Origin of the sequence: Terrisporobacter hibernicus (assembly GCF_020809405.1) — a bacterium.
In the GTDB taxonomy this organism is placed as follows: domain Bacteria; phylum Bacillota; class Clostridia; order Peptostreptococcales; family Peptostreptococcaceae; genus Terrisporobacter; species Terrisporobacter petrolearius.
This window is the reverse complement of record NZ_CP081135.1, coordinates 3,540,599-3,562,120: the sequence shown is the minus strand read 5'-3', so window position 1 is coordinate 3,562,120 and position 21,522 is coordinate 3,540,599. Positions and strand designations below refer to the sequence as shown.

The 21,522-nt window shown below is 29.8% G+C and carries 35 protein-coding genes; 1 reads left to right on the top strand and 34 read right to left on the bottom strand.

Annotated features, from left to right (window positions below; translation table 11 throughout):
- The 34 genes from JW646_RS17295 to JW646_RS17130 all read right to left on the bottom strand — a co-directional run bounded on the left by JW646_RS17295 (position 1) and on the right by JW646_RS17130 (position 20,750).
- Positions 1-639, bottom strand: coding sequence for a LysM peptidoglycan-binding domain-containing protein (locus JW646_RS17295; protein WP_228415811.1), 639 nt, complete (start codon positions 637-639; stop codon positions 1-3).
- Positions 640-2,424, bottom strand: a complete 1,785-nt coding sequence (locus JW646_RS17290) for a hypothetical protein (RefSeq protein WP_228415810.1) — start codon at positions 2,422-2,424, stop codon at positions 640-642. It lies immediately after the preceding gene.
- A 170-nt stretch (positions 2,425-2,594) separates the two neighbouring features.
- On the bottom strand, positions 2,595-2,984 hold the full coding sequence (locus JW646_RS17285; protein WP_228415809.1) for a phage tail assembly chaperone: 390 nt from the start codon (positions 2,982-2,984) through the stop codon (positions 2,595-2,597).
- Between the two features lie 86 nt (positions 2,985-3,070).
- Positions 3,071-3,508 (bottom strand): phage tail tube protein, encoded by a 438-nt coding sequence (locus JW646_RS17280; protein ID WP_228415808.1) that lies wholly within the window; start codon positions 3,506-3,508, stop codon positions 3,071-3,073.
- 12 nt (positions 3,509-3,520) lie between these two features.
- A complete protein-coding gene (locus tag JW646_RS17275) occupies positions 3,521-4,579 on the bottom strand; it encodes a phage tail sheath C-terminal domain-containing protein (protein ID WP_228415807.1) in 1,059 nt (352 codons plus the stop codon).
- Positions 4,580-4,593: 14 nt separating this feature from the next.
- The gene (locus tag JW646_RS17270) at positions 4,594-5,031 is read right to left on the bottom strand and encodes a phage tail terminator family protein (RefSeq protein WP_228415806.1); all 438 of its coding nucleotides are present in this window, start codon (positions 5,029-5,031) and stop codon (positions 4,594-4,596) included.
- A gap of 9 nt (positions 5,032-5,040) precedes the next feature.
- A complete protein-coding gene (locus tag JW646_RS17265; RefSeq protein ID WP_228415805.1) occupies positions 5,041-5,436 on the bottom strand; it encodes an HK97 gp10 family phage protein in 396 nt (131 codons plus the stop codon).
- Positions 5,429-5,773: a phage head closure protein gene (locus JW646_RS17260; protein ID WP_228415804.1), complete on the bottom strand. Its 345-nt coding sequence runs from the start codon at positions 5,771-5,773 to the stop codon at positions 5,429-5,431. The genes JW646_RS17265 and JW646_RS17260 overlap by 8 nt, the downstream gene beginning before the upstream one ends.
- 3 nt (positions 5,774-5,776) lie before the next feature.
- Entirely contained in the window at positions 5,777-6,061 is a 285-nt protein-coding gene (locus tag JW646_RS17255; protein ID WP_228415803.1) for a head-tail connector protein, read from the bottom strand.
- A gap of 11 nt (positions 6,062-6,072) precedes the next feature.
- Entirely contained in the window at positions 6,073-7,395 is a 1,323-nt protein-coding gene (locus tag JW646_RS17250) for a phage major capsid protein (RefSeq protein WP_228415802.1), read from the bottom strand.
- Between the two features lie 11 nt (positions 7,396-7,406).
- Positions 7,407-8,057 (bottom strand): HK97 family phage prohead protease, encoded by a 651-nt coding sequence (locus JW646_RS17245; RefSeq protein WP_228415801.1) that lies wholly within the window; start codon positions 8,055-8,057, stop codon positions 7,407-7,409.
- A complete protein-coding gene (locus JW646_RS17240; RefSeq protein WP_228415800.1) occupies positions 8,047-9,288 on the bottom strand; it encodes a phage portal protein in 1,242 nt (413 codons plus the stop codon). Before JW646_RS17240 ends, JW646_RS17245 begins: the two co-directional genes overlap by 11 nt.
- Before the next feature lie 4 nt (positions 9,289-9,292).
- On the bottom strand, positions 9,293-11,005 hold the full coding sequence (locus tag JW646_RS17235; protein WP_228415799.1) for a terminase large subunit: 1,713 nt from the start codon (positions 11,003-11,005) through the stop codon (positions 9,293-9,295).
- Position 11,006: 1 nt separating this feature from the next.
- On the bottom strand, positions 11,007-11,324 hold the full coding sequence (locus JW646_RS17230; RefSeq protein WP_331478035.1) for a hypothetical protein: 318 nt from the start codon (positions 11,322-11,324) through the stop codon (positions 11,007-11,009).
- 127 nt (positions 11,325-11,451) lie between these two features.
- Complete coding sequence (locus tag JW646_RS17225) at positions 11,452-12,153, bottom strand: HNH endonuclease signature motif containing protein (protein WP_228415798.1); 702 nt, start codon at positions 12,151-12,153, stop codon at positions 11,452-11,454.
- A 1-nt stretch (position 12,154) separates the two neighbouring features.
- Complete coding sequence (locus tag JW646_RS17220) at positions 12,155-12,613, bottom strand: transposase (RefSeq protein WP_228415797.1); 459 nt, start codon at positions 12,611-12,613, stop codon at positions 12,155-12,157.
- A 205-nt stretch (positions 12,614-12,818) separates the two neighbouring features.
- The gene (locus JW646_RS17215) at positions 12,819-13,406 is read right to left on the bottom strand and encodes a site-specific integrase (RefSeq protein WP_228415796.1); all 588 of its coding nucleotides are present in this window, start codon (positions 13,404-13,406) and stop codon (positions 12,819-12,821) included.
- A 48-nt stretch (positions 13,407-13,454) separates the two neighbouring features.
- Positions 13,455-13,622, bottom strand: coding sequence for a hypothetical protein (locus tag JW646_RS17210; RefSeq protein WP_228415795.1), 168 nt, complete (start codon positions 13,620-13,622; stop codon positions 13,455-13,457).
- Positions 13,623-14,357: 735 nt separating this feature from the next.
- Positions 14,358-14,750 carry a sigma-70 family RNA polymerase sigma factor gene (locus tag JW646_RS17205; RefSeq protein ID WP_228415794.1) on the bottom strand — a complete coding sequence of 131 codons (393 nt, stop codon included), beginning with the start codon at positions 14,748-14,750 and terminating at the stop codon, positions 14,358-14,360.
- A gap of 19 nt (positions 14,751-14,769) precedes the next feature.
- On the bottom strand, positions 14,770-14,979 hold the full coding sequence (locus JW646_RS17200) for a hypothetical protein (protein WP_228415793.1): 210 nt from the start codon (positions 14,977-14,979) through the stop codon (positions 14,770-14,772).
- A gap of 24 nt (positions 14,980-15,003) precedes the next feature.
- Complete coding sequence (locus JW646_RS17195; protein ID WP_228415792.1) at positions 15,004-15,315, bottom strand: hypothetical protein; 312 nt, start codon at positions 15,313-15,315, stop codon at positions 15,004-15,006.
- Positions 15,312-15,626, bottom strand: coding sequence for a nucleoside triphosphate pyrophosphohydrolase family protein (locus JW646_RS17190; protein ID WP_228415791.1), 315 nt, complete (start codon positions 15,624-15,626; stop codon positions 15,312-15,314). The genes JW646_RS17195 and JW646_RS17190 overlap by 4 nt, the downstream gene beginning before the upstream one ends.
- Positions 15,610-15,750 carry a hypothetical protein gene (locus tag JW646_RS17185; protein WP_228415790.1) on the bottom strand — a complete coding sequence of 47 codons (141 nt, stop codon included), beginning with the start codon at positions 15,748-15,750 and terminating at the stop codon, positions 15,610-15,612. The genes JW646_RS17190 and JW646_RS17185 overlap by 17 nt, the downstream gene beginning before the upstream one ends.
- A 97-nt stretch (positions 15,751-15,847) precedes the next feature.
- Positions 15,848-16,039, bottom strand: a complete 192-nt coding sequence (locus JW646_RS17180) for a hypothetical protein (protein WP_228415789.1) — start codon at positions 16,037-16,039, stop codon at positions 15,848-15,850.
- Positions 16,040-16,071: 32 nt separating this feature from the next.
- The gene (locus JW646_RS17175; RefSeq protein WP_228415788.1) at positions 16,072-16,272 is read right to left on the bottom strand and encodes a hypothetical protein; all 201 of its coding nucleotides are present in this window, start codon (positions 16,270-16,272) and stop codon (positions 16,072-16,074) included.
- Positions 16,273-16,307: 35 nt separating this feature from the next.
- Entirely contained in the window at positions 16,308-16,700 is a 393-nt protein-coding gene (locus JW646_RS17170; protein WP_228415787.1) for a single-stranded DNA-binding protein, read from the bottom strand.
- Positions 16,701-16,712: 12 nt separating this feature from the next.
- Positions 16,713-17,072 carry a hypothetical protein gene (locus JW646_RS17165; RefSeq protein WP_228415786.1) on the bottom strand — a complete coding sequence of 120 codons (360 nt, stop codon included), beginning with the start codon at positions 17,070-17,072 and terminating at the stop codon, positions 16,713-16,715.
- Between the two features lie 5 nt (positions 17,073-17,077).
- Positions 17,078-17,410, bottom strand: coding sequence for a helix-turn-helix domain-containing protein (locus JW646_RS17160; RefSeq protein ID WP_228415785.1), 333 nt, complete (start codon positions 17,408-17,410; stop codon positions 17,078-17,080).
- Between the two features lie 11 nt (positions 17,411-17,421).
- Positions 17,422-18,165: an ATP-binding protein gene (locus JW646_RS17155; RefSeq protein ID WP_228415784.1), complete on the bottom strand. Its 744-nt coding sequence runs from the start codon at positions 18,163-18,165 to the stop codon at positions 17,422-17,424.
- Between the two features lie 12 nt (positions 18,166-18,177).
- On the bottom strand, positions 18,178-19,035 hold the full coding sequence (locus JW646_RS17150) for a DnaD domain protein (protein WP_228415783.1): 858 nt from the start codon (positions 19,033-19,035) through the stop codon (positions 18,178-18,180).
- A 189-nt stretch (positions 19,036-19,224) separates the two neighbouring features.
- Positions 19,225-19,404, bottom strand: coding sequence for a hypothetical protein (locus JW646_RS17145; protein WP_228415782.1), 180 nt, complete (start codon positions 19,402-19,404; stop codon positions 19,225-19,227).
- 43 nt (positions 19,405-19,447) lie between these two features.
- On the bottom strand, positions 19,448-19,678 hold the full coding sequence (locus JW646_RS17140; RefSeq protein WP_228415781.1) for a helix-turn-helix domain-containing protein: 231 nt from the start codon (positions 19,676-19,678) through the stop codon (positions 19,448-19,450).
- Positions 19,679-19,691: 13 nt separating this feature from the next.
- Positions 19,692-20,483, bottom strand: coding sequence for an ORF6C domain-containing protein (locus JW646_RS17135; protein WP_228415780.1), 792 nt, complete (start codon positions 20,481-20,483; stop codon positions 19,692-19,694).
- Positions 20,484-20,510: 27 nt separating this feature from the next.
- Entirely contained in the window at positions 20,511-20,750 is a 240-nt protein-coding gene (locus JW646_RS17130; protein ID WP_228415779.1) for a helix-turn-helix transcriptional regulator, read from the bottom strand.
- A gap of 165 nt (positions 20,751-20,915) precedes the next feature.
- Between JW646_RS17130 and JW646_RS17125 the strand changes: the two genes are divergently transcribed.
- On the top strand, positions 20,916-21,320 hold the full coding sequence (locus tag JW646_RS17125; protein ID WP_228415778.1) for a helix-turn-helix domain-containing protein: 405 nt from the start codon (positions 20,916-20,918) through the stop codon (positions 21,318-21,320).
- Positions 21,321-21,522: the final 202 nt, after the last annotated feature.

Here is a 21,522-nt window from a genome sequence, read left to right as displayed (position 1 = left end):
CTATGGAATTATAAGTACTTGTCCTGGATATATCCTATTAGGATTTTTAATCTTACTTTTATTAGCATTATATATCTTTTTATATAGGCTACCTTTTCCGTAAAATTTTTTAGCTATATTCCATAGACAATCACCTTTTTTTACTGTATATTTTTTATTTTTACTAGGTTTTTTTGATGGTCTTGAAGGTTTTTTTGATGGTGAATTAGATGAACTTGATTTTTTAACTTTAGGAATTTTAATGCTTTTATATTCAATAAAACTAATAGTAAAATACACATCCCCTGTACCATCTTTTTCTCCATATTCAAAACTTTCAATTAGAAACTCTTTATTTATATTTGAACCAGTAATTAATAATCTTACTGGCTCACCTTTTTCTTTAGGTTGCTTTATAAATTTAACACAATCATAAGGTTTTTTAATGCTTTTGTACTGACAGTATGGATGATATCGTTTTGGAAAAAAAGAGGTTAGTTCTATCTTTTGTAGATTATTTCCACCATATAGACCAACCTCTCCTAAATTATTTATATTTTCATTTTCAATATTAGCACTTTCACTTAAATTGAATTCTGCTGGTGCTACTGGTAATCTTAAATTACTTCCATTTTTCTTTTTTATCCAAAATTCTTTCACCTAGTATACACCTCCATAATTAAGTTTAGTTGCTATTATTTTTTCAACTAATGCTTTTGCTATTTTATCTATATCAGCATCTTCTCTTACAACTATTGTATCTGCTAATTTATCAATATTTATTGAATTACTTGTTACCTTTTGCCCTGAACCAGTAGACGTTGTAGAATTTGTATTATTTGCAATTGCTCTTGTTTCAGTATTAGTATAAACTTTTGAACCACTAGGCATTTGTACTAATTCTGGTCCATGTTCACCAACAAGTGAAAGACCACCTTTCCAGTACTTTGTACCAGTAGCATTTTTGCCCATCTTTTCTGCAATCCAGCCAAGTCCACTTGATACAGCTCCACTAATTCCAGAGACTGCTCCCCCTATTCCTTCAATAAGAGGTTTAACAAAGTTATATGCTTTTTCAACAGTTTTCATTATGCCTCCAAAGACACTACTAAAAATAGTGGATAGTGATGTTAAAGCACTTCCTACATTCGCAAATATTGGAGACCACATTTGTATTAAATCACTTACTATAGGCGCTGCAGTTTGAACTGCTAATCCAATTGCACTAAAAACTGTTTGAACAATAGGCATTAATGCAGAAAACACAGGGCCTAAACTTTGTATAAGCTGTCCAATAACAGGTGCTACAGTTTGTACCACTCCCTGAATAGTAGTAAATACAGAAGAAAATACCGGCGCTAAGGTCGGCATTTGTTCTTGAATCCAACCTATACCAGTTGCAAGCCCACTTGTTATAGCCTGGCCTAAAGCTAACATTCCAGGTGTTGCAGAATCAATAAATCCTATAATATCATCCATAACTGGTTTCAATGGCTCTAGCATACCTAGACCGATATCAGCCAAATTTGATTTTAATTTACCCATTATAGTAGACCAAAGTCCTGCTCCACTTGTTGCTAGTTTTTCAGCTCCACCTTGGTATAATTCTTGTAGTTTTTTTTGAACCTCTTTTGGATTATCTTTACTACTAGCTTTTAGTCCAAATTCCTTAAGTCTTTCCATTTCACCAACATTAGCATCAGCTAATGCCTCCATTGCATCCCCCACGGTTTTTCCAGGATTTAATGCTGACATATCTTCTGCTAATTTAACCATCTGCATAGCATCTTTTGAATTACCACCAGCTATTTGTAATGCTCTAGTACCAGCACCAATTACCTCTCCTGTTTCAAAAGGAGTTGCATTTGCATTATCTCTTAAACTTTTTAGATAACTACTACTCATAGTATCAAGTTCACCGCTCGATTTGCCTTTGTTACCAACGCCCATAAAATGTCTCATGGAAATTTGTTGTTGTTCTAGCTCCATACCACTTTTTACAGTAGCTCCAACAGCTCCTGCCGCTAGTGCAATTGGTATGGTAACTTTTTTAGCTATAGATTTAATAGATTTACTTACCTTTTTAATTGCACTGGTGGCTTTGTCTCTTAACAATACAACAGGCTTAGCTATAAACTTTCCTACTGATTTCATATTGGATTTTATTCTATTTAATTTAGCAGTTGTTTCATCTTTCATTGCAACTACTGTAGCCAATTTAGTCCTAAGAGGTTGCATCTTCCTTCTCAAGTTTTCAATTACCCTATGAGCAGGTGTTGCATCCATTCTTATTCTCATTCGTTCTCTGTTTGCTGACCTTATTGCAGCTCTAGTTTGTCTAACTTCACGTTGAAACTGTCTTTGTTCCCTTCGGATACCTCGCATAGTAGCCGACATATTGTCTTTTAATGAAATTACGGCACTAATATGCCTTCTTCTTGCCATATTATTACCTCCTTATATGAGGCTTATTTTACTATCTTCATATTCTCTATTAACTTCCATACTAGCGATATAGAATTGCTTTTCTAGATAAGACAAATTCATGAGTTTATTAAGGTCTATTCCTTTATTAAGGTAATAGCTGTACATACTCATCTCTATATCGCTTTTAATTAGTTTTTTAGGTCTTCTATTGTTTTAACACTATCTATATAGCCTGCGAATTTCATTCCTTCTTTAGCTATAGATGCAATCTCTCCTGGATCAAATAGTTTGTCTATTATGTCCATCCCTACATCAACACCAAAAGCTTCATGCAGTTCAGTACTTTGTAAGTTAGGTTCTTTCACTATTTCATATACAAAATATCTATCACCTTCAGATGCATCTTCCATATCTAAACAATCCATACAAAGTTCCCTATCAGGCTTGGATATAACTATATTTCCGTCTAATGATTTTACAAATAACTCCATAGTTTGATTTTTCTTATTTTCGAAAAACTCTTTTCTTTTTAATATATCTTTAAGTGTTATTACTTGATTTTTTTCATTCTTTTTCATATGTATAATCCTCTCATTTTTTATAAATTTAAAAGGTAGCTAGATTAAATTCAATTTAGCTACCTTTTCATTATTAATAATTTATATTAAGCTTTTATTTCATCTACAAAACTTGCATCATTTGGAGTAAATCCAAAACTAAATTCTTCTTCAGATAATGCTCCTTGTTCAAATTGGTGTAATAATAATTCATTAAACCATACATTATTTATTGTTATTCTTTCAGCTTGTTTTCCAGGAGAATCTGGGTCTTGTGTTTTAGCAACAAAAGTAGACCTTGGGTCATTACCTTTTTTCCAAGCTTCAAGTATTTTCTTTTTACCTCTAGTGAAAACTTTTTTGATTGCAAAAGTTCCTTCACCTGATAGAGATGTAAGTTTAGAATCTTTACTCATTCCAACCTGAACTTCTTCTCTGTTAGCTGTTACCTTTGCTTCAAAAGTTTTTATTTCCATTATTAGAGTTCCATCCCACCAAAATTGGCCCCATGTTCCTGAAACTTGATGATTTCCTCTTAAGTTCATATTATGCACCGCCTATATGTATATATTAAAGTCTAAATCTTCCATAGCATCAAGTGGTGTTACACTGGCTTTGAAAAATACTTTTGAACCTGTATTAGCTTCTTTTAACTCTTGCTCACTTAACTCTGTTATATCAACTTGATTTTCAGTTAAATATTTTTCTTGAGCTATTAAATCTAGCTCTGCTAAAGCTTCACTATTTGGTTCTAACACACCATCCTTTTGCAAACCTCTAAAATATGCATTTACTGCACTTAGGAAAATTATTTTATTATCATATGAATTTGTAACTTTTCCGATGTACTCATCCTCAAAAGTTGTTTTAATATCTTCATACATGATATCCATTGATTCTAATATTTTTATTTTCTTAAATTCTTTTGACTTTGGCTGTTCAACAGTAGTAAGTGAATTAACGCCTCTACCTATTTTAATTTTAACTCCATCGTTTACAAGAATTAACTTACCTGCATCTATATCAGTATTAGGATCATCATGCTCTACTATTTCATCTACTTCATCTAGTACATAGTATGTTGAGCTACGTGTTACAGGTAATCCTGCAAGTATTCCTGCTATTCTAGCACAATACTCTTCAGTTGTATAAGCTTTATCTCCTACTTTTATACCTGTTGTAGCAAAATTTATAATGCCTTCATAATCTGCAGCAGTATTAGGAAGTACAGCCTTAAATACTTTTCCATCTTTTCTACATTCTTTTATCCAAGTTGTAACTTCTGTAGTTTCAGATTTTTCAATTCCTGGTATAGCCATATAGTTAAACTTTTTATTTTTTAAGTCTTTTAAAACTAATTGTAGAGTTCTTTCATTTGTAGTATTCATAACTTCAACAATTAGTTTATTAGGACTTCCTTTGAATGCAAGTTCTATATAATCATAGATTTTTGAAGTGAATTTAGTTTTATCAACTTCACTTATTTTCGTGAATGTATATGTTCTTTCTGTAGCAGTATCATCTTTTACAATTAACACTACAGTACCTCTTTGACTTCTTTCTATAGCCGTTGTAGCTAAAGATTGAAATACTATATTAATTTCTGGTAATCCCATAATATTTCTCCTTATTAATATAATTTGATTTCAAAATCCTTTGGATCAGTGGATGATACATATTCATTATCATCTTCTTCTAACTTAATAGATTCTGTAAATCTCAAATCAAATTTATACTGTAAAACATTATTTTCTAGCTCTTCTCTTTTTTCATAAAGAGTCAAAGTCCTATCACCAACTTTTATACAATTAATAAATAAGTTATTTAATTTATCAATCATAACTAAATTATCAATCTCAGTCTTTTCTTTAGAAAAATAATGGATATTTACAGTAATTACTCTTTCTTGAATACTATTGCCAGTATTATTTGATACTGGCATTATTTGAATAAAAAAAGCAGGTTTTAAATTTTCAAACCCACTCCTTATCTCATTTGCTATTATATTTATATTTAAAGGCTTTAACGTATCTACTATAGCCTTTTTTAACGTAACTAAACTTAACATTTTACCACCTTAAAAATCCAACATTTTATCAATAAACCTATCTATTTCTTGATCTATTCTAGGTTGTTGGTTAGTAATTGTATTCTCTAGCATATGTGCACCTTCTACCCACGTTCCATTTTCTGCAACATGGCCATTTTCAATTAAATGTATCTTATTAGATGCATTACTAACTACTCCAAAATAATTTCCTCTTTTCTTGTAAACCTTATGCTTCCACTTTTTTTTAGTTTTTTTTGATTTACCTTTTTGTCTAACAGGTGTTCTTGCTATAGCTTCTGCTTTACACCTACCAACAACCTTATTAATAAATTTTTCTGCTTCTTTTGGATATTTATTTTCTATTTGCCTTAACATTCTATTTGTATATTCATCTAAACCTCTTACATCAAATTCACTACTCATTATAAGCACCTTCTTTATAAACAACACAATCTATATGAGTTTGATATAAATCAAGTTCATTAATAGGATTAATATGTTTAATATCATAAATAATTCCACCATAAACTATCCTCATATTTTCATTTAAATCTGTTCTATATCTTATTTTAAATCTATAAACATACTCAATACCTTCTTTACCTATAGAATAAGTATTTGATGACTTTAATTGTGTCTTTTCTGACCATAGCTTTTTATATGTGGTCCATGCTTTTATAATTTCTCCAACTTCATTTTCCACATCTGAATACACTTGAATTTCTATTCTATGTTTCATTTTCCCTAAATCCAAACTCATAATTTAACCTCTCTCTTGGGAACATTTAAGTTGTGTAATTATACTTCTTAATGCAAATGATTGAGTATTATTACTTCCTGGATCTGTTGGATTTCTATTTTCATACCAACCACATACAAGCATATTAACAGCTAATTTATATAACTCATTACTTTCATTTTCTTTAATACCTGCATTAGTTAAATATTGTTTAGCAGATTTTAAATAAGAGGATAATATAATATCCTCTTCTTCACCATCAATTCTTAAAAAGCCTTTTATCTCTTCAATTCTAGCTTTTTCTTCCATATTCAAGCTCCTTATGCATCAGCTTTTTTAAGATATAGTAATCCACCAGCTCCAACTAATTTATCTTTTGAATCTTTACCTATAGCCATTTGTCCATCTGCTATCATTAAGCACTTATGGATCCATTTATTTTTATCTTCATTAAAGTACTTTTTGTAGTACATAGCTAAGTTTGAGTTTAAACAATATTCATTTATATTTACTACTGCTCCAAATATATCTCCTGCAGATGCAGCATCAAAAGATTTAAACTTATCTAATGTCATAACTTCTCTGCCATTTAATATTTTTTGACCTTTTTCATTTATCTTTCCTAAACCTATCTTTTGGCCATTCTTATCTACCATACCATTTAAATATTTTTCCCAAGTAGTTTTACTCATAACATATATTGAACCATCTTCATAAGCTTCTGGTATAGCTCCCTCAACTTCTGCCCATGCTTGTACAGTTCCTATTTCAGCTGCAGTCATACTTATTTGTTGTTCTACTGGTAAATCATATTTTGTAAATCCTTTAGGTTGCCCTGAACCAGTTCCAACAACTATTGAATCTTCTATAGCTTTTATCATAGCCTTTTTAAGTTGTTTTACTACTGTATTTTCAAATATCGGTAATGATACAGTTGAAGTTAATAATCCAATTGCCACCTTAGCCTCTAAAACATGATATCCAAATGTTATTTTAGCTTCCATTTTTGCCTTTTGTTCATCACTTACACTATCTTCATTTGCTAACCAAGTTGCAGTAGGAACCACCTCTGATATAGGTATTTCAACTCCACCTTGGTAAGATGTTTGATTTATTCTTGATATTAATTTCCCTTCAACAGTCATATCTTCAATTACTCTATTTAATACTGTTGTAGGTATAACTGCTCCTATATCTGAAACTACAGTTAATGCATCTGCTCTTTGTTCAAAATCTTGTTGCCTAAATTCTTCTGGTATAGGTGTACCATTAACCACATAATCCCTAAATGCCTGTCTATATTCTATTGATGAAAATACATCATCTACATTAGCATCTGAACTTCTTCTTTCTCCACCAACTCTATATGTAGCTATAGGATTAAACCCTCCTGGTGGTTGTGCACTTCTTCTTTCTCCACCAGGTACAAAATGTTCTCCTTGATTAGGCTCTCCATCTCCTTCATCATCTCCTGGTAATGAATCAATCATAGCTCTTAATTCAATCATATCATTATTTAATGTTTCCATTTCACTATTGATACTTCTTAACTCTTGAATTTCTGTAACCTCTTGAGATCTCTTTAATAACTCTTGCTTTCTTTCTTGTTTAGTATTCCATAATTTTAATAATTGTTTTTTCATTTTATCTCTCCCTATACATTCATTAATATTTTTGTTCTAAGTCTTTCTATCTCCAAAGCTTTTGAGTTATCCAACTCATTAGTCTTTGACCTAGCATTCTCCAATGCTATCTTGGCATTCTCCAATGCCACTTTATCTCTTGCATTTATATCAGTATTTGAGTAGGCTGGTTGATTAACTGCACTTACCTCGTATACTTTTGCAATTTTAGTAATTTTTCTTGTTGGCATATCTGAGTCTAAATTTTCCCAAGTTTGTTCCTTAATCCTAAATGAAAAACTCATGCCATCTATATCACCTCTACTAATAGAACTATGTAGTGTCCTTGATTCTGAATTATTTTCAATATCTAAATCTGCTCTAATATATAATCCAGTCTCATTAACTTCTAATTTCATAGTTGAATTTCCATTATTACGTCGTGATCTTGCTAAAGGAATTTTATTTTGATTATGATTTACAAAGAATAAAACATCATCAAAATCACATTCATCAAATGCTCCTCTTTCTATAACTTCATAAAACCAATTCCCTATAGTTGTTGTCTGATTAAAAACTGCAGCATGACCTTCTACATTATACTTTTCATTATCAGTTGCTCTAAAATCAGATACATTAAAACTTCTAACTACTGATAATTCATTCATTTGTTTATTCATCATTTTTAACCCCCTTTCCCTTATCAAACTTATTCATTTGATATTGACCTGCAATATCTCTATCTATAAAATTAAGACTCATATGTCTTTTATCTCCCCCCTCAAAGGGAGGATATCCAAATATCTCTAGCAGTTCATTATCAGTTAAAGCGCCTCTATTTCCTAATATATCTGCAACAGCTATTTTATTTTTTGTATTTGTAAATAAGAGTTTTTGACCATAAAAAATAACCTCATTACCATAATCTAATTCTCTGTCGGTAAATAAGGTTTTACTAAATGCTTGATTAAGACCTATTATATTTATTTCAAGTTTTTTTTCATAAAATGCTTGATACTGTTCATCTGTAAAATCACCATTGATTATAGATAGTGAAACTCCATAATGATTTAATATCTTTCGTTCTACAAACTCTAACGTGTTTTTATCTATAACTGTTGGATTCACATTAAGGGGAACATATTCACCTTTTAAATCCATTGGTAATATCCCACTTTGCGAATTACTTAGTTTTTGTTCAAACTCTTTTCTTTCAGCTTCTTGTTTTTCATCATCTAAAAGAGTATTTATTTTTAATATACCTCTAATTGATAAACTTGACTTTACAGCCTTTTCTAACCCTTCAGTTATTGTATGGTTTGTTTTTAGTACTTTTAAAATATCTTCTGTTTTTGGATTACCACGTTCATCACCACCCATTAAATCATTGTCACTAAAATCTTTTCTCCAATGAATGATCTCTTTGTATGGTAATGTATAATTATCTCCATTTGCAAAATAAAATTTTGCATAAAGAGTTCCTTCAATATCCTCTAAAAAATCAACTTCTATAGGATTTAATGGATAAAATCCTGTATAGTATCTTGTTGTACCTCCAGGAATATCCTTCAATTCATACTTTGGATATATAAAGCAATTATATTTCTTTTCATATATCCAAGTGCACTTCTCTAAAAAGTCTTTAATTGTCATAAATTCATTAGGTCCAAATCTTAAAAGTCTATTAATAGAACTATTTACATTAGTTTGAATACCATTTGTTGTTCTTATATGCTTAGGTTGTAGCTTTCCCATTTCTGTCGCTATACTTCTTATACAACTATTCACTATATCACTTGAATATATATCATTTCCAAATTGAGAGAATACAGGGATACCGCCATTTAACATTTTTGCATACTGTTTTAGTATTTTTTTCTCTTTATAACTTTTAAATATATTTCTTAATGCCACGTTATCACCTCACAATCTCTAAATATTCTTTTCTGAATCTATCGAATGTAGCATAAGCAATAATCATTGTTACAGCTCCATCTATTCTCCTATTTTTCATATCTTGAACTTTTATAGGCATTATTCTTCCTAAGTTATCTGTTTTTACAGATGTGTTTGACAAACACCAAATATCAATAGGATTTTGATTATAATTTACTAGGTTACTCTTTAGATCTGCTTCCAAAAGCTTCATTGGGTTACTCATATTATTAATATCTTGAGGTATTTTTTCTAAATCAAAGCCGTAATCATCCATTTCTTTAACAAATGATTTTGCATTCCATCTATCATATCCAGTTTTATAAACCCTAATCCCATATTTTTTATATAAAGATACATACCAAGCAACTATATCTGAATAATCAACCTCATTACCTTTACATATATGAACATATCCTTGTTTTGCCCATTCTAAATAATTCTTTTGGTCCTGCTTGCTTCCTTCTTCAACCTTACTTTCTGGTATAAAGTACATTTGTATAAAATACTTAATATTATTATTAGGTTTCATGATTAAAACTCTAGCAGATGATAAGTCAGTAGTTTCAGATAAGTCTGTAGCTCCTAGTCCTATACTTCCTCTCAAGTCTTCAATATCATAAGTCAAATCATTAGCTATATCCTTTTCTTGTAGCCATGCTTGAGCATTATTCTGCTTAATGTTAAAGTCTTTAGCTAATACAAAGGCTCTTTTACTAGAACTAGTTTTAGATTCTTCTATCATATTTCTAAGGAAAGACCATTTTTTTATTCTTCCAAGACCAGGATTACTCTTTACCCATGTCTTTTCATCTTGCCATACTTCTAACTCACTATCTTGAGTGTATAGCCATATAAGCCATCTAGGTCTTTCTAGCTCTTTATTAAGAACTTTTCTAGCATCATCTAACCTTCTATCCAAGTAACCATCTTGAGTAAAACCTTCTGTAGTTAATTCAAAGTAAAGAGGTTCATCTTGAGTAGATAGTGCTTGTCTTATAGGCATTACCGTAGAATCATCCTTCATCTCAAATACTTCATCTACTGCTCCTACACCTATATTCCTACCTTCCTTAGCTCCAGTTTTCGCAGATAGTTTTCTTATACTACCTTTATTTTGATAACTAAATTTACCTTTTTTCCTCTTTTGCTTTGTATTCCCAAAGTAAATTCCTTTCAAATTCTTTCTAGTGACTTTTTCAAGACTAGGGCTTTCTTCCCTCATACTATTAATAGCTTGGAACATTAAATCAGCCTGTTCATAATCATTACTAGCACAAAGAATTTTTTTACCCATCTCACCACAAAACCATTCACTAAGACATATAGCTCCTATAAGTGGTGTTTTACCATTTTTTCTTCCAACTAAAAAAAGTACCTCCTGGTACTTTCTTACATATCTATCAAGTTCTTCATCATACATTTGAATGGCAAATATAGCCTCTATAAAAGCCTTTTGCCATATTTCAAGTATGAATGGCTTACCAGCGTGAGGTGCTTCATAATGTTTACATTTTGTTTCAATAAATTTAATTCTTTTATTTGACTCTTCTATAGAAAACTTTATCTTATGTAAGTTTTGATATATAGGATCTGTTACCTCCAAATATACCTGTTCTAGTTGAAGTCTCATTTCATGGCCAACAATAATTTCATTATTTTTAATCTTATTGTAATATTCAACTATATTGCTCATACTACTCAAAATCCTCTAAGTCATCAAAGTCATCATCATCTATATTTCTACCTAAGATATTAGATAGTTTAGCTATATAATTAAGATAGTTAGCTCTGGTCTTTACTATTAACTTTGATACTGGTAATTCTTTTTGCATTTCAAAATTATCTGGATGAACTTTTACTAATCCAGTTTTAGATATTATCTTATGTAAATCATCTAATTCAACTTTTAATCTAGCACATTCTAAAAATGCACCATCTAATAAACTAAGCTGCTTATCATCAATATCATTAAATAAATCTTTAATTTTCTGATATTCTTTTTCAATCTTCAATAATCTCACCCACTTTTTATTTTTCTGAAAAAGTCTCAAGGAAAAAGTCAAAATTTTGGTCTGTGTATTTTTTCTCTTGGGGGCTACGGTCTTTGGGGAACCCTGTTTTTTTGTTAACAGGGGGGGATTATTCAACAAAATTATCAAACCAATTATTAATATAATTAATCCATTCATTTATATTATTTTGTCTATAATCATTACAATGTTTTAATCTCTCAATGCACTCCACCTTAGTAGTATCCATGTATATTAATTCAGCACCTAAATCTTTGGCTAACTTTTCTCTATCATATTTCTTTGGATATCCACCAACAATCCATGCACTATTAAAGTTTCCATACCTTACTTTAATGTTATCTATTAATATATTCCTAATAGCAAATACATTGTACTTTAACTTATCTGGCTTATTATATCTAGGTAATAAGGTTATAGCCTCATATAGTCTATCCATATCTATAACTATATCTTCATCCTTTTTATTCTGTAAAACATAAGTAGTCTTTCCTGAACAAGGTGGACCATAAACAATATATATGCCACGTTCTTTTACTATCTTCTCCTTACTGAATCTACCATGTGTATCATTATGACACTTCTGACAAAGTATCTTAACATTATCAGGATTTAAAGATATATTATAATCATTTAGGTTATTCTTATTAAGTTCTATAATATGATGTACTTGTATATCACCTAATCCTTTAATAATCTTTCCACAGTCTTCACATGGAATACCTTCATCTTCCATTCTTTGAAGAATAATAGTTTGTCTAAAATTCTTCCACTCTTTAGAATTGTAAAATTGTTTTGATGTAGTCCACATATTACCACCCCTTCAATTCTAATTCTTTCTGTCTGAGTTTCAAAAGTTCCAAGTCTATCTTCACTTTATGAGGATCATTCTTCCACTCTTCTGGTTTTCTATTTTTCAACCAAAATATTTGTGCTGTTACATCTGGTGCTATCTTTTTCTTTACAGTTTTAACTACCCTTAATTCGGCCACACCTGTCTCTTCATTGACTACAATTTCTTTTATTTCTTCTTCATACTCATAGCCTAGAGCCCTTTTAATAAGCGCACTTTCAACCTCAAAGTCTATTACATCTTTGCCCTTTTTTAGAACAGCCGATAAGGCCGGATACTTTTTCTTATACTCTTTAAAAGTCGAATAAGCTATGCCTAAATTTTTAGCTATTTGTTGTTCAGTTAGACCATTTCTTGCCCAACCTTCAACAAGTACTAATTTGTCTTTTACATTTGTCTCCCACTTGGACCTTGCCATGGTTTCACCTCTCTACTTTAGTTAGATTTTACTTGTTTTTAGTGTATAAAAAGTCACATATCTAATAGTGTGTTGTATTTTTTTAACTATAATTTTAATTAGCTTATGCTTTAGTAATTGCAATACTTCTAATATCACTATTTTCCATCAAAATTTTTATAAACATAACATATCCTTTTTATGTTACGTTTTACATAAATAAAATTTAAAAATATTTAAAGTTTTTATAAGCTTTATTCATTCTATCCTGGTCAATTCCGATATAATGTAATGTTACTGCAGGACTTGAATGATTAAATATCTTCTGTAGTAATGCAATATCTTTTGTCTGCTTATAATAATGATACCCCCATGTCTTTCTCATACTATGAGTCCCTAGATATGGAACATCAAACATTTCTCCCAAATCTTTTAAGATTATATATGCTCTTTCTCTAGATATGGGTCTATTATAATTTTTTTGAGATTTAATTAAAAAATCATCTGGATCTTTGTCCTTAACATATTCTTTAATAGCATTTTTAAGTATAGGATTAATTTCTATAAACTTTTGTTTTCCAGTTTTCTTTTCTCTAAGTACTATTTGTCTCTTTACAATTTTTTCATCCTTGCCATTTTTATTTTTTTTAATATCAACTAAATTATATATTCTAAGTTTCAATATATCTGATATCCTAAGACCTGTATATATTCCCATCATAAATAGAATATGATCTCTTTCACTAGTCTTTTTTAAGTATGAGCACATATTCTCCAATACATCTAAGTCTCGAATTGGCTCAACAAAATTCATTTAAACACCTCCTATACATAAAAATATATTTAGCAACTAAATGCTAATCTACCTTAATTTATTATTTAATTTTTTTAAATTCTTTCTTTTCTTAACCCTATCTTTTGTTTTATCAAAGTTAGGTTTTTCTTTCATTAACCTTTCAAACTCCCACTTATCTTTTTGTACCTCTGCTTCCTGTTCTGCAATTAAATTTGCATCTATCCATTTTTTCATAGATTCACATCCTTATTTAATTAAAATAAAAAAGGATGCACATTTGTACATCCAATTGAAAGGGGTTTATATTTCATTATTTTGGTGAGACTTGTTGGAATTGAACCAACCACTTTGGGGAATTGTGTACCATTAGTCTCATATTATAGAGGAGCAACTCCTCTATAAATGTGGTGTTTACGTCAATATTTATTCTTGTTGTAATGTCAATAGTTACAAATAATACATTTTAAATATACCGGTTATATTCCAGCTTATATTTTAGCTGGTCAGTCTCAAGAATCGAACTTGAATAAACTTTCAATACTGCGCGCCTCGTACCTATTTGCTTATGCTACCTGCAACCAACACATTAGAGAGAAGCCATTTTTATCTCTCTAAGTATTTAATGAACTATGACGATTAAAAAAATTAAACCTTACTATGTATAATCACTATTGTTTTCGTGCTAATCCCAAGAATTGAACTTGGCTAAACTTATTTGTCATCCCTACATACAAGTTTATGCTCCTGCAACTAACATATTGAATAGGTGTAACCAGCACCTATTCATTCTATTATAAAAAATCTATTTTAAGGAGTTGAAATAGTATCTTCCAAAAAGAAACAATTTCATTAGCAAGCACCAGCTAAAATACTTACAATATCATACTAACACCTTTTGGGGTGACATAAGGTGACACGTTTTTTATGAATTAAAAATAGATACGTATTTCTACGTATCTACCTTGTTTTCTATTCTATTTTTTCTAAAATTTCAGCATGCATTCTTTTTAAATGTCTTATACTGTAACTCATTCTACCTTCAATTTTGCTATATGGCATGCCTTTCATATATTTATATCTAATTAATCTTCGTTCATTAGAATTTAAGTTTTCTATACTGTTTTCAATATTTAACAATTGAGTTGCTAAATCAACACTTTTTTTAGCTATATCAACTATAACATCCTCAATTTCAACCATTAGATCCTCTAATAACTTTGCCGTTCCTCCACCTTTTGGTAGATCAGTTATTATCTGGGACTTAATACTTGTTTTTTGCTCTTCAAGTAATTCTTTGTGTTCATTTAATTGCTTTATTTCGCATTTAATAGATAAAAATTGTTCTAAATCTTTTTTAGTCATGTCCATTCCCCCTGATGAATTATATATAGTATTCTTCTAAATCTATTTGTGGTGTAAATGTTTTACAGCCACATTCACACTTATACACTTTTCTATTAGTTGCATTATCCACTTCTACTGTGATGTCTAGTTCATTTTTAACAACTCCACAGTCACTACATCTCAAATCCATTGTATTTTCATCTTTTGCTACAAGATATATAACATTACCGTCTTTTATTTTTCTCATTATATTTTCCCCTTCTGTTTTATATTAGCTATTTTTCCTTTTGATTAACAGATAGTTTAAATGTGTATAAGCTCTACAATCATCTACAGATACGTCTGTACCTCTTGTTGCTTTATGTAATCCGTTTTCTACTAGCTCACTATTAAGTGTGCCTCTTTCATAGTCCATTACAAGTGCTACACCATTTAACGTCTCTAACCTGTCAACTTGCATATCAGTCATCTCTTTGATTATATTGACTTTTTCTAATTCTATATTTTCTTTTATCGTATCTATTTCATCTTTCATTTCACAAATTCTATCAATTTTCATTTCTAGCTTTTGTACTATATTCATTTTTTCCCCTCTGTCTTCATTCTAATTAGTTGTCTATTGATTTTAAATTCTTTAAGTTCCTCTATATCTTCATCTGAAATATTTAATAAATACTTCATTTGCTCCAGGACCACATAAACATCCGCCATTTCACCTTTTATATTGTTAAGAGTTTTAGCCTTGTCTTTTGATTCTCTATGTTTGCAAATAGCTTGAGTTAGTTCTGACATTTCTTCTACTAACTTTATTGATTCCACATCATAACCATAATGAATTGCTATCTTTTTTATTCTCCTATCTGTATGATCCAAGTGTTTAATTAAATATTCCATATTTAGCATCTTCCTTTTTTCTTACTTCAACTTCTGCTTTTTTCACTGCATCTATGTATGAGTATCCTTGTTTTATATACTCTTTAGCTAAATCTTTTACTGCTATTATTGTTTTATTTTTCATGTACTTCCTCCTGCTCACTTGTGCTCCACCAACTACCAATAACAAATCCTATATCAAATATTATCACTATCAAAATTAAATCCATATCTGCTCCATTTTACAAATCTGATGACTTCACAATTTTAATTTCTTTGTGTTTTAAACTTGCCAGATACTCATCAAGTTCTTTTTTATTTAATTTGTATGTTGTAACACCATCTTGACTTACTTTTGCTTTTTTCTTTTTCTTATCCCAGTTCCAGTTTTTTCCCTTAACATAATTTCCATTCCAATTTTCATTTATCCTCATTGTCTTACTCCCATCTATTTAAAAGAATTATTTTATTCACTAAACAATTTTGCATATTTAGCAACTTCTAACTTACCTTCCCAAAAGGCTTTTTCTAATACAAGTCTATTTATTTGATTGTTACTCCTTGCATCAATTAACATTCTAGTGGTTATTAATATTTCACTTTCACAAGTGCTTATCAACGTAGTCAACATCTTATTTAGATTTTCTAATTTTTCTCTATCGTGCATATGTCCTCCATTAAATAAAAATTATATTTCATATCCTAAAATGGTATCTCATCATCATCTATTGCTTGAAACCCATTAGGATCTAATCCTTTTGGAGGTTCATTTGACTTTTTATTACTGTCCAGAACCTTTACACTTTTAGCAGCAACCTTTGTAAAGGTTCTATTCGCATCATCTTTCATATATCTATCAACTCTAATAGTTCCTTGTACTGCTACTAACCTTCCTTTTGTCACATAATTAGCAACAAAATCAGCAACCTTTCCCATGACTTCCACTGGAATAAAATCAGTATCTTTACTTCCATCTTTTTTTATAAAGTCTCTATCTATTGCTATTGTAAAATTAGCAACCGGAGTTCCACTTCCTGGTATATATCTTAATTCTGCATCCTTTGTTGTTCTTCCAACTAATACTACTTGATTCATTTTATCTCTCCCTTATAAAAAACTTAGTTGTCCTATTTTATTGCAATTTTTCAATTTCATATTGAATTCATTAAATCCTATCCACTTTGAATTTTCAAAAACCCTATTACTATACAACTCTAGCGCTAAGTTAATTGCATCATCATCTGTATTTATCCATGCGCATTCTTTTTTTACATATTCTATTAACATTTCGAATATATAGCCCTCATTTTGCTCTTTCATAGATTCATAAACTAACTTAATCCACTTCTCCTTTGAATATGTTCCAGAAGGTGTTATAATCTCACTTATGCTATTTTCTACTTTGTTATCATTTTTATCTTTGTATCTTTGCATATGATGTTTTTTATATAAATTTACATACTTCATAAATATCACCTACTCAAACTTTCTAATTTAAAGTTCATATAGTATTCCAACTTACCCTGCTCTTCTACTTTTCTATATTTCCTGTTGCATGCTACTATAGACTTGCCTAAGTATTCTGATATAACTTTAAAAGTAATATGAGGTCTTCTTTGGACCATATAAGCTATATCTTCATCTTTCCAAAGTACATACTCATATTTTTTCTTAGGTTTTTGAGTATAGTCATCAAGTGATTTCCACCACTTTTCTAGCTCCGTTTGTCCTCCTGCAGCTCTTATCTCGTCAATTTCTTTCATCCTTGCTTTTGACAAATCTTGAAAATGTTGACACTGTTTCACTACTAATCCCCCTATACAATATCTTTCAATCTGTAGTTACCACAGTTACTATCAAAAGTAACTACATTTCCTTTGCACATCTCAACGATTCTACTTCCTACTGCTTCATCCCAACTAATAATTTGATTTATACTTTTTTCAGTTGATATGATTATTGGCATTGATTTCAAATATCTTGTATTTATAATTTTGTAAATGTACTTCAAATCTGCATCTGTTGGATTCCCTTTTAAAAAATCATCAAGGAACAATACCCTTGGCTCTGTATATTTAGATTCTTCTCTAATATAATTTTCTTCGTCCATAACAGATTGTTTTAAATTTATAAGCATTGAAGTATATTCTTCATATTTGCACCCTACATTTTTATTTATAAGATTTAACATTGTAGCTATACCTAAATGAGTTTTCCCTGCCCCTGGTTGTCCACAAAGTAACAAACTTGCATTTGTTTCCTTAAACTCATTACAAAACTTCATTGCCTTTGTTTTTGCTTCTAATTGATATTTCCTACTAGGTATGTATGTTTGAAAAGTTTTCTTTTTAAATACTTCTGAAAGACCACACTTTTCTAATTTTTCTAAGGATTGTTTCTTATCTAGACATTCACATTTAATTGCTGCTTCACATCCATTTATTGTTTGAAATGTATATCCTAAATCCCTACACTTAGGACAGTTATATTCCTCTGCAACTTTTTCTTTTTTAGAAAGAGTCATAATTCTTTCTACTCTTTTCATTAGTTCCTTATCCATTTAACACTCCCCCTAGTTTAATCCTAATAGCTCCTCTTGCTTTTTCATTTCTGCTAATAATTCTGGATCTATCTCTTCATCATCATTATTTTCTAATTTTGGTTTGTTATCTTTATTTTTGGTTTTATTTTTCTTATTAGCTTTTTTATTTTTATACTCCATTTCCTTAGCTTTTAATTGTTCTAAAGTTAATATTCCTTCTGTATCCCATTTTTTAAGAATACCTTTTAAATATCCAGGAGTTACATTACTTTTATCTATACAAATTTCTATAGCTCTTTTAAATAAATCTACTTCAAATTTTTCCGATATATCTATAATCCATTCTCTATTAACTGGATATATAGGTCCTATATTGTCATTATAGATTGTACTTATAAGAGAAAGATTATTATCTTCTTCACTTACATACTTACTTACTTTTAATTTATTATTTAGTATAAGTTTATTATTTAGTAGTGTCGGGTTTTCCGGTTCTCGGGTTTCTCGATTATCGGGTTTCCCGGTTTTCGGATTTCCCGATTCTCGGCTTTTTCCCTTTTTCGGCAAATCATCTACTATAGCTATTGGTATCTCATAAACTTCATACTCAAATCCACCAATAAATTTATTTGTTTCATTATCTCTCTTTGCAATTCGCTTTACATACCCTGCATTAATCAACTCTTTAATAGTATTAGATGTACATTCTCTTCCATCTTTACTTCTATTTTTCAAGTCTTCTACATATATTTTCCAATCATCTGGAAGACTTAATAAATAGGAATGTAATCCCTTAGCCTTCCAAGATAATTTATCATCACATAAACACGTTTTATTAAGCATTACATAAGGATTACTTTTGTCTTTAATCACTCTTACAATTGCCATTTTGAACCCTCCTTTATTTAATATGTTTCTATCTAGTAAACCCCTTTAATACTCCATCTTTCACTATTAAATACATTCCTAAACTTGCAAAATACTCACACTCTTCTAGAGTTATGTTTTTTATGTCTTTTACTTTTATATTCATAAATTTCACCCCTTAAGCTTGTACATTTTATTATTCAAAGAAAGCTAGTTGCAGCTCTCTTCTCTTATTTCTTTCTCTAAAGCACTTTTTAGTGCTTTTATATATTCAGGTGACTTGCTTTTTATTAATGCCTTTGCAATGCCATCACACATTATATTTTGAAATTGTTCCATATTTTCCGGTGTTGGATAATTACATACTACAGTGATCTTTCTTCTTGCCATCACCTCACCCCCATATTAGTATTTATGTTTTTTAAATTTTGTCCTATTCTTTTTTATTGCTTTGTTGCTTTAATTCTTCGTGTATAAAATACTCTGCAACTCTAATTGGTGTAACCCTTAATGCTTTTGCTAATTCTATGACTTGTTTTATAGTTACATTGAAGGAGTTGTTTTCTAATTGACTTATAAAACTTTGTGTAACATTACACCTTTCTGCTAACTCCTTTTGTGTCAATCCTGCTCGTTGTCTCATTTTTCTTAAACTAACTCGCATTTTAAAACTCCTCTTATTTGAAATTTATTTGTCTCACATTATCAGTAACTAAATGTAACTGCATATTTTTAAGATTTATATCTTGCTCTAGTTTGTAAGGGACTTTATAATTAGCAACTATTTCTAAAGCACTCTCTAACTCTTTTCTCTTAATAGACTCATATCTGCTAACTTCAAACTCTCTCTTTATTTGTCCTTGTATATCACTATAGACTTTAGCTCTTAAAGATTTATCGTTGTACGCTGGAGACTTGTATCCTCCAAGTACTTTTGTACCTATTTGTCTTACCACTTTCTGCAACTCTTTACATTCTGTTTGGAACAAAGGTATATCTCCTTTAAAATCCTCAAACTCATTTTTTACTTCTTCTATCTTATGATCCTGCTCTTCGATTGCCTTAAATTGTAATCGTAATAAATCCATGGTTCCTAATGGTTTAACTGGTTGCTTCAATTTATTTTCAAGTGCTTCTATGTACTGTTGTGTTTTATATCTTACTAATGCACTTTCTTTATTAAGCATCTGCATTATTCCAGCTTTATTCATTTGATAGCATGGTCTTTTTTCGCCTTTAGCATCTATGTAATTAACCAGCGCAAAATTGCGCTCGTTAGAAATTCCAAACCTTTCAAGGACTTCAACTTCATTTCTTATACTTCTCATAAACTCTTTGTGCTGTTTTTCTGATGTATTACCCTCTTCTAATCTGAATTTATTTATCAACTCAACTACTTCTAAACTTGTCATTGTTGCTTCTTGGTTACTTTCAGTAACTTGAAAACTTTGATACAAACTACTTTTCATTTTATTTACCTTCTTTCTACATTTTTTTTAATATTGATGTGCTATAATCTTATTAGTATTCCATTTGGGAACTTGTTGAGTAAAAAAAATATCTTCAATTGATATTTTAAAAGCACTTGAAATTTTAAAAGCTTCCTCGACTGTAAAACTGGCATTACCCAATTCTTTTCTTACATAAGTTGAGACTGGCATTTTTATAAGGTTAGCCATATCTTTTTGAGTTAACCCATATTCAACTCTAAGGCTTTTTAATTTTCTGTTATTCATTTTATCACCTTCTTTCAAATTCCACTTTGGGAACTTTATATTTATATAATAATTCCCAAAAAGGAACTTGTCAACTATTTTCGGAATGTTTTTTTCTATTTTTGGGAACTAAAGTTTCAATTTTAGCAACTTTAGATATAATTGAATTTAAAAGGAGTGATAAAATTGGCAACATTTCAACAACGATTAAGGCAATTAAGAAAAGATAAAGGTTTGACAATTGAACAATTAGCGAAGGAATTAGGGACTGCTAAATCAACATTATCAAGATATGAAAATGGTTTAAGAGAACCTAAGAAAGATTTCTTAGAAATACTATCATCTTACTTTGATGTTTCTTATAACTTTCTTTTAGGTATTACAGATGTGAAACATGATAATAATGAAAATAATATAATAGATAATGAAATATTAGAAGCTTTAGATGATATAGAGATAATTAAATTTTTACAAGAGAATAATTTATCTGATGACATTATTAAAGGCTTAAAAGGATATATACTTCTAGATGAAGAAAGTAGAGAAATAGTTAATAACTTAATAAAAAAAATGAACCCAAAAAAGGAATAGATATAAATTAATCTATTCCTTTTTTAATTCTTTTATTTTATCTAATAAAAATTTAAAATCATCTTCATTATTTTTTTTAATTATTTCCATTTCATTTCCTAATTTTAATAATTCCTCTTTTGTCATTACTAATACCCCCACGTCGTAGTTTTTATTTTTGTTCCCCTTATAAGAACATTATATAGAACAACCGTTCTATTAT

What these genes read in the sequence shown, in the direction of transcription:
- JW646_RS17275 (WP_228415807.1), bottom strand. Translation starts at nt 4,579, where the DNA reads ATGGGATTACCAGAAATTAATATAGTATTTCAATCTTTAGCTACAACG.
- JW646_RS17235 (WP_228415799.1), bottom strand. Translation starts at nt 11,005, where the DNA reads ATGAGCAATATAGTTGAATATTACAATAAGATTAAAAATAATGAAATT.
- JW646_RS17195 (WP_228415792.1), bottom strand. Translation starts at nt 15,315, where the DNA reads ATGAATATAGTACAAAAGCTAGAAATGAAAATTGATAGAATTTGTGAA.
- JW646_RS17250 (WP_228415802.1), bottom strand. Translation starts at nt 7,395, where the DNA reads ATGAAAAAACAATTATTAAAATTATGGAATACTAAACAAGAAAGAAAG.
- JW646_RS17205 (WP_228415794.1), bottom strand. Translation starts at nt 14,750, where the DNA reads ATGACTAAAAAAGATTTAGAACAATTTTTATCTATTAAATGCGAAATA.
- JW646_RS17150 (WP_228415783.1), bottom strand. Translation starts at nt 19,035, where the DNA reads ATGGCAATTGTAAGAGTGATTAAAGACAAAAGTAATCCTTATGTAATG.
- JW646_RS17265 (WP_228415805.1), bottom strand. Translation starts at nt 5,436, where the DNA reads ATGAGTAGTGAATTTGATGTAAGAGGTTTAGATGAATATACAAATAGA.
- JW646_RS17245 (WP_228415801.1), bottom strand. Translation starts at nt 8,057, where the DNA reads ATGATGAATAAACAAATGAATGAATTATCAGTAGTTAGAAGTTTTAAT.
- JW646_RS17210 (WP_228415795.1), bottom strand. Translation starts at nt 13,622, where the DNA reads ATGAAAAAATGGATAGATGCAAATTTAATTGCAGAACAGGAAGCAGAG.
- JW646_RS17290 (WP_228415810.1), bottom strand. Translation starts at nt 2,424, where the DNA reads ATGGCAAGAAGAAGGCATATTAGTGCCGTAATTTCATTAAAAGACAAT.
- JW646_RS17170 (WP_228415787.1), bottom strand. Translation starts at nt 16,700, where the DNA reads ATGAATCAAGTAGTATTAGTTGGAAGAACAACAAAGGATGCAGAATTA.
- JW646_RS17130 (WP_228415779.1), bottom strand. Translation starts at nt 20,750, where the DNA reads ATGAATAACAGAAAATTAAAAAGCCTTAGAGTTGAATATGGGTTAACT.
- JW646_RS17225 (WP_228415798.1), bottom strand. Translation starts at nt 12,153, where the DNA reads ATGTGGACTACATCAAAACAATTTTACAATTCTAAAGAGTGGAAGAAT.
- JW646_RS17190 (WP_228415791.1), bottom strand. Translation starts at nt 15,626, where the DNA reads ATGGAATATTTAATTAAACACTTGGATCATACAGATAGGAGAATAAAA.
- JW646_RS17135 (WP_228415780.1), bottom strand. Translation starts at nt 20,483, where the DNA reads ATGAAAAGTAGTTTGTATCAAAGTTTTCAAGTTACTGAAAGTAACCAA.
- JW646_RS17145 (WP_228415782.1), bottom strand. Translation starts at nt 19,404, where the DNA reads ATGGCAAGAAGAAAGATCACTGTAGTATGTAATTATCCAACACCGGAA.
- JW646_RS17175 (WP_228415788.1), bottom strand. Translation starts at nt 16,272, where the DNA reads ATGCACGATAGAGAAAAATTAGAAAATCTAAATAAGATGTTGACTACG.
- JW646_RS17140 (WP_228415781.1), bottom strand. Translation starts at nt 19,678, where the DNA reads ATGCGAGTTAGTTTAAGAAAAATGAGACAACGAGCAGGATTGACACAA.
- JW646_RS17185 (WP_228415790.1), bottom strand. Translation starts at nt 15,750, where the DNA reads ATGAAAAATAAAACAATAATAGCAGTAAAAGATTTAGCTAAAGAGTAT.
- JW646_RS17220 (WP_228415797.1), bottom strand. Translation starts at nt 12,613, where the DNA reads ATGGCAAGGTCCAAGTGGGAGACAAATGTAAAAGACAAATTAGTACTT.
- JW646_RS17165 (WP_228415786.1), bottom strand. Translation starts at nt 17,072, where the DNA reads ATGAAGTATGTAAATTTATATAAAAAACATCATATGCAAAGATACAAA.
- JW646_RS17260 (WP_228415804.1), bottom strand. Translation starts at nt 5,773, where the DNA reads ATGAGTTTGGATTTAGGGAAAATGAAACATAGAATAGAAATTCAAGTG.
- JW646_RS17155 (WP_228415784.1), bottom strand. Translation starts at nt 18,165, where the DNA reads ATGGATAAGGAACTAATGAAAAGAGTAGAAAGAATTATGACTCTTTCT.
- JW646_RS17270 (WP_228415806.1), bottom strand. Translation starts at nt 5,031, where the DNA reads ATGTTAAGTTTAGTTACGTTAAAAAAGGCTATAGTAGATACGTTAAAG.
- JW646_RS17215 (WP_228415796.1), bottom strand. Translation starts at nt 13,406, where the DNA reads ATGAATTTTGTTGAGCCAATTCGAGACTTAGATGTATTGGAGAATATG.
- JW646_RS17180 (WP_228415789.1), bottom strand. Translation starts at nt 16,039, where the DNA reads ATGAGGATAAATGAAAATTGGAATGGAAATTATGTTAAGGGAAAAAAC.
- JW646_RS17280 (WP_228415808.1), bottom strand. Translation starts at nt 3,508, where the DNA reads ATGAACTTAAGAGGAAATCATCAAGTTTCAGGAACATGGGGCCAATTT.
- JW646_RS17285 (WP_228415809.1), bottom strand. Translation starts at nt 2,984, where the DNA reads ATGAAAAAGAATGAAAAAAATCAAGTAATAACACTTAAAGATATATTA.
- JW646_RS17200 (WP_228415793.1), bottom strand. Translation starts at nt 14,979, where the DNA reads ATGAGAAAAATAAAAGACGGTAATGTTATATATCTTGTAGCAAAAGAT.
- JW646_RS17255 (WP_228415803.1), bottom strand. Translation starts at nt 6,061, where the DNA reads ATGGAAGAAAAAGCTAGAATTGAAGAGATAAAAGGCTTTTTAAGAATT.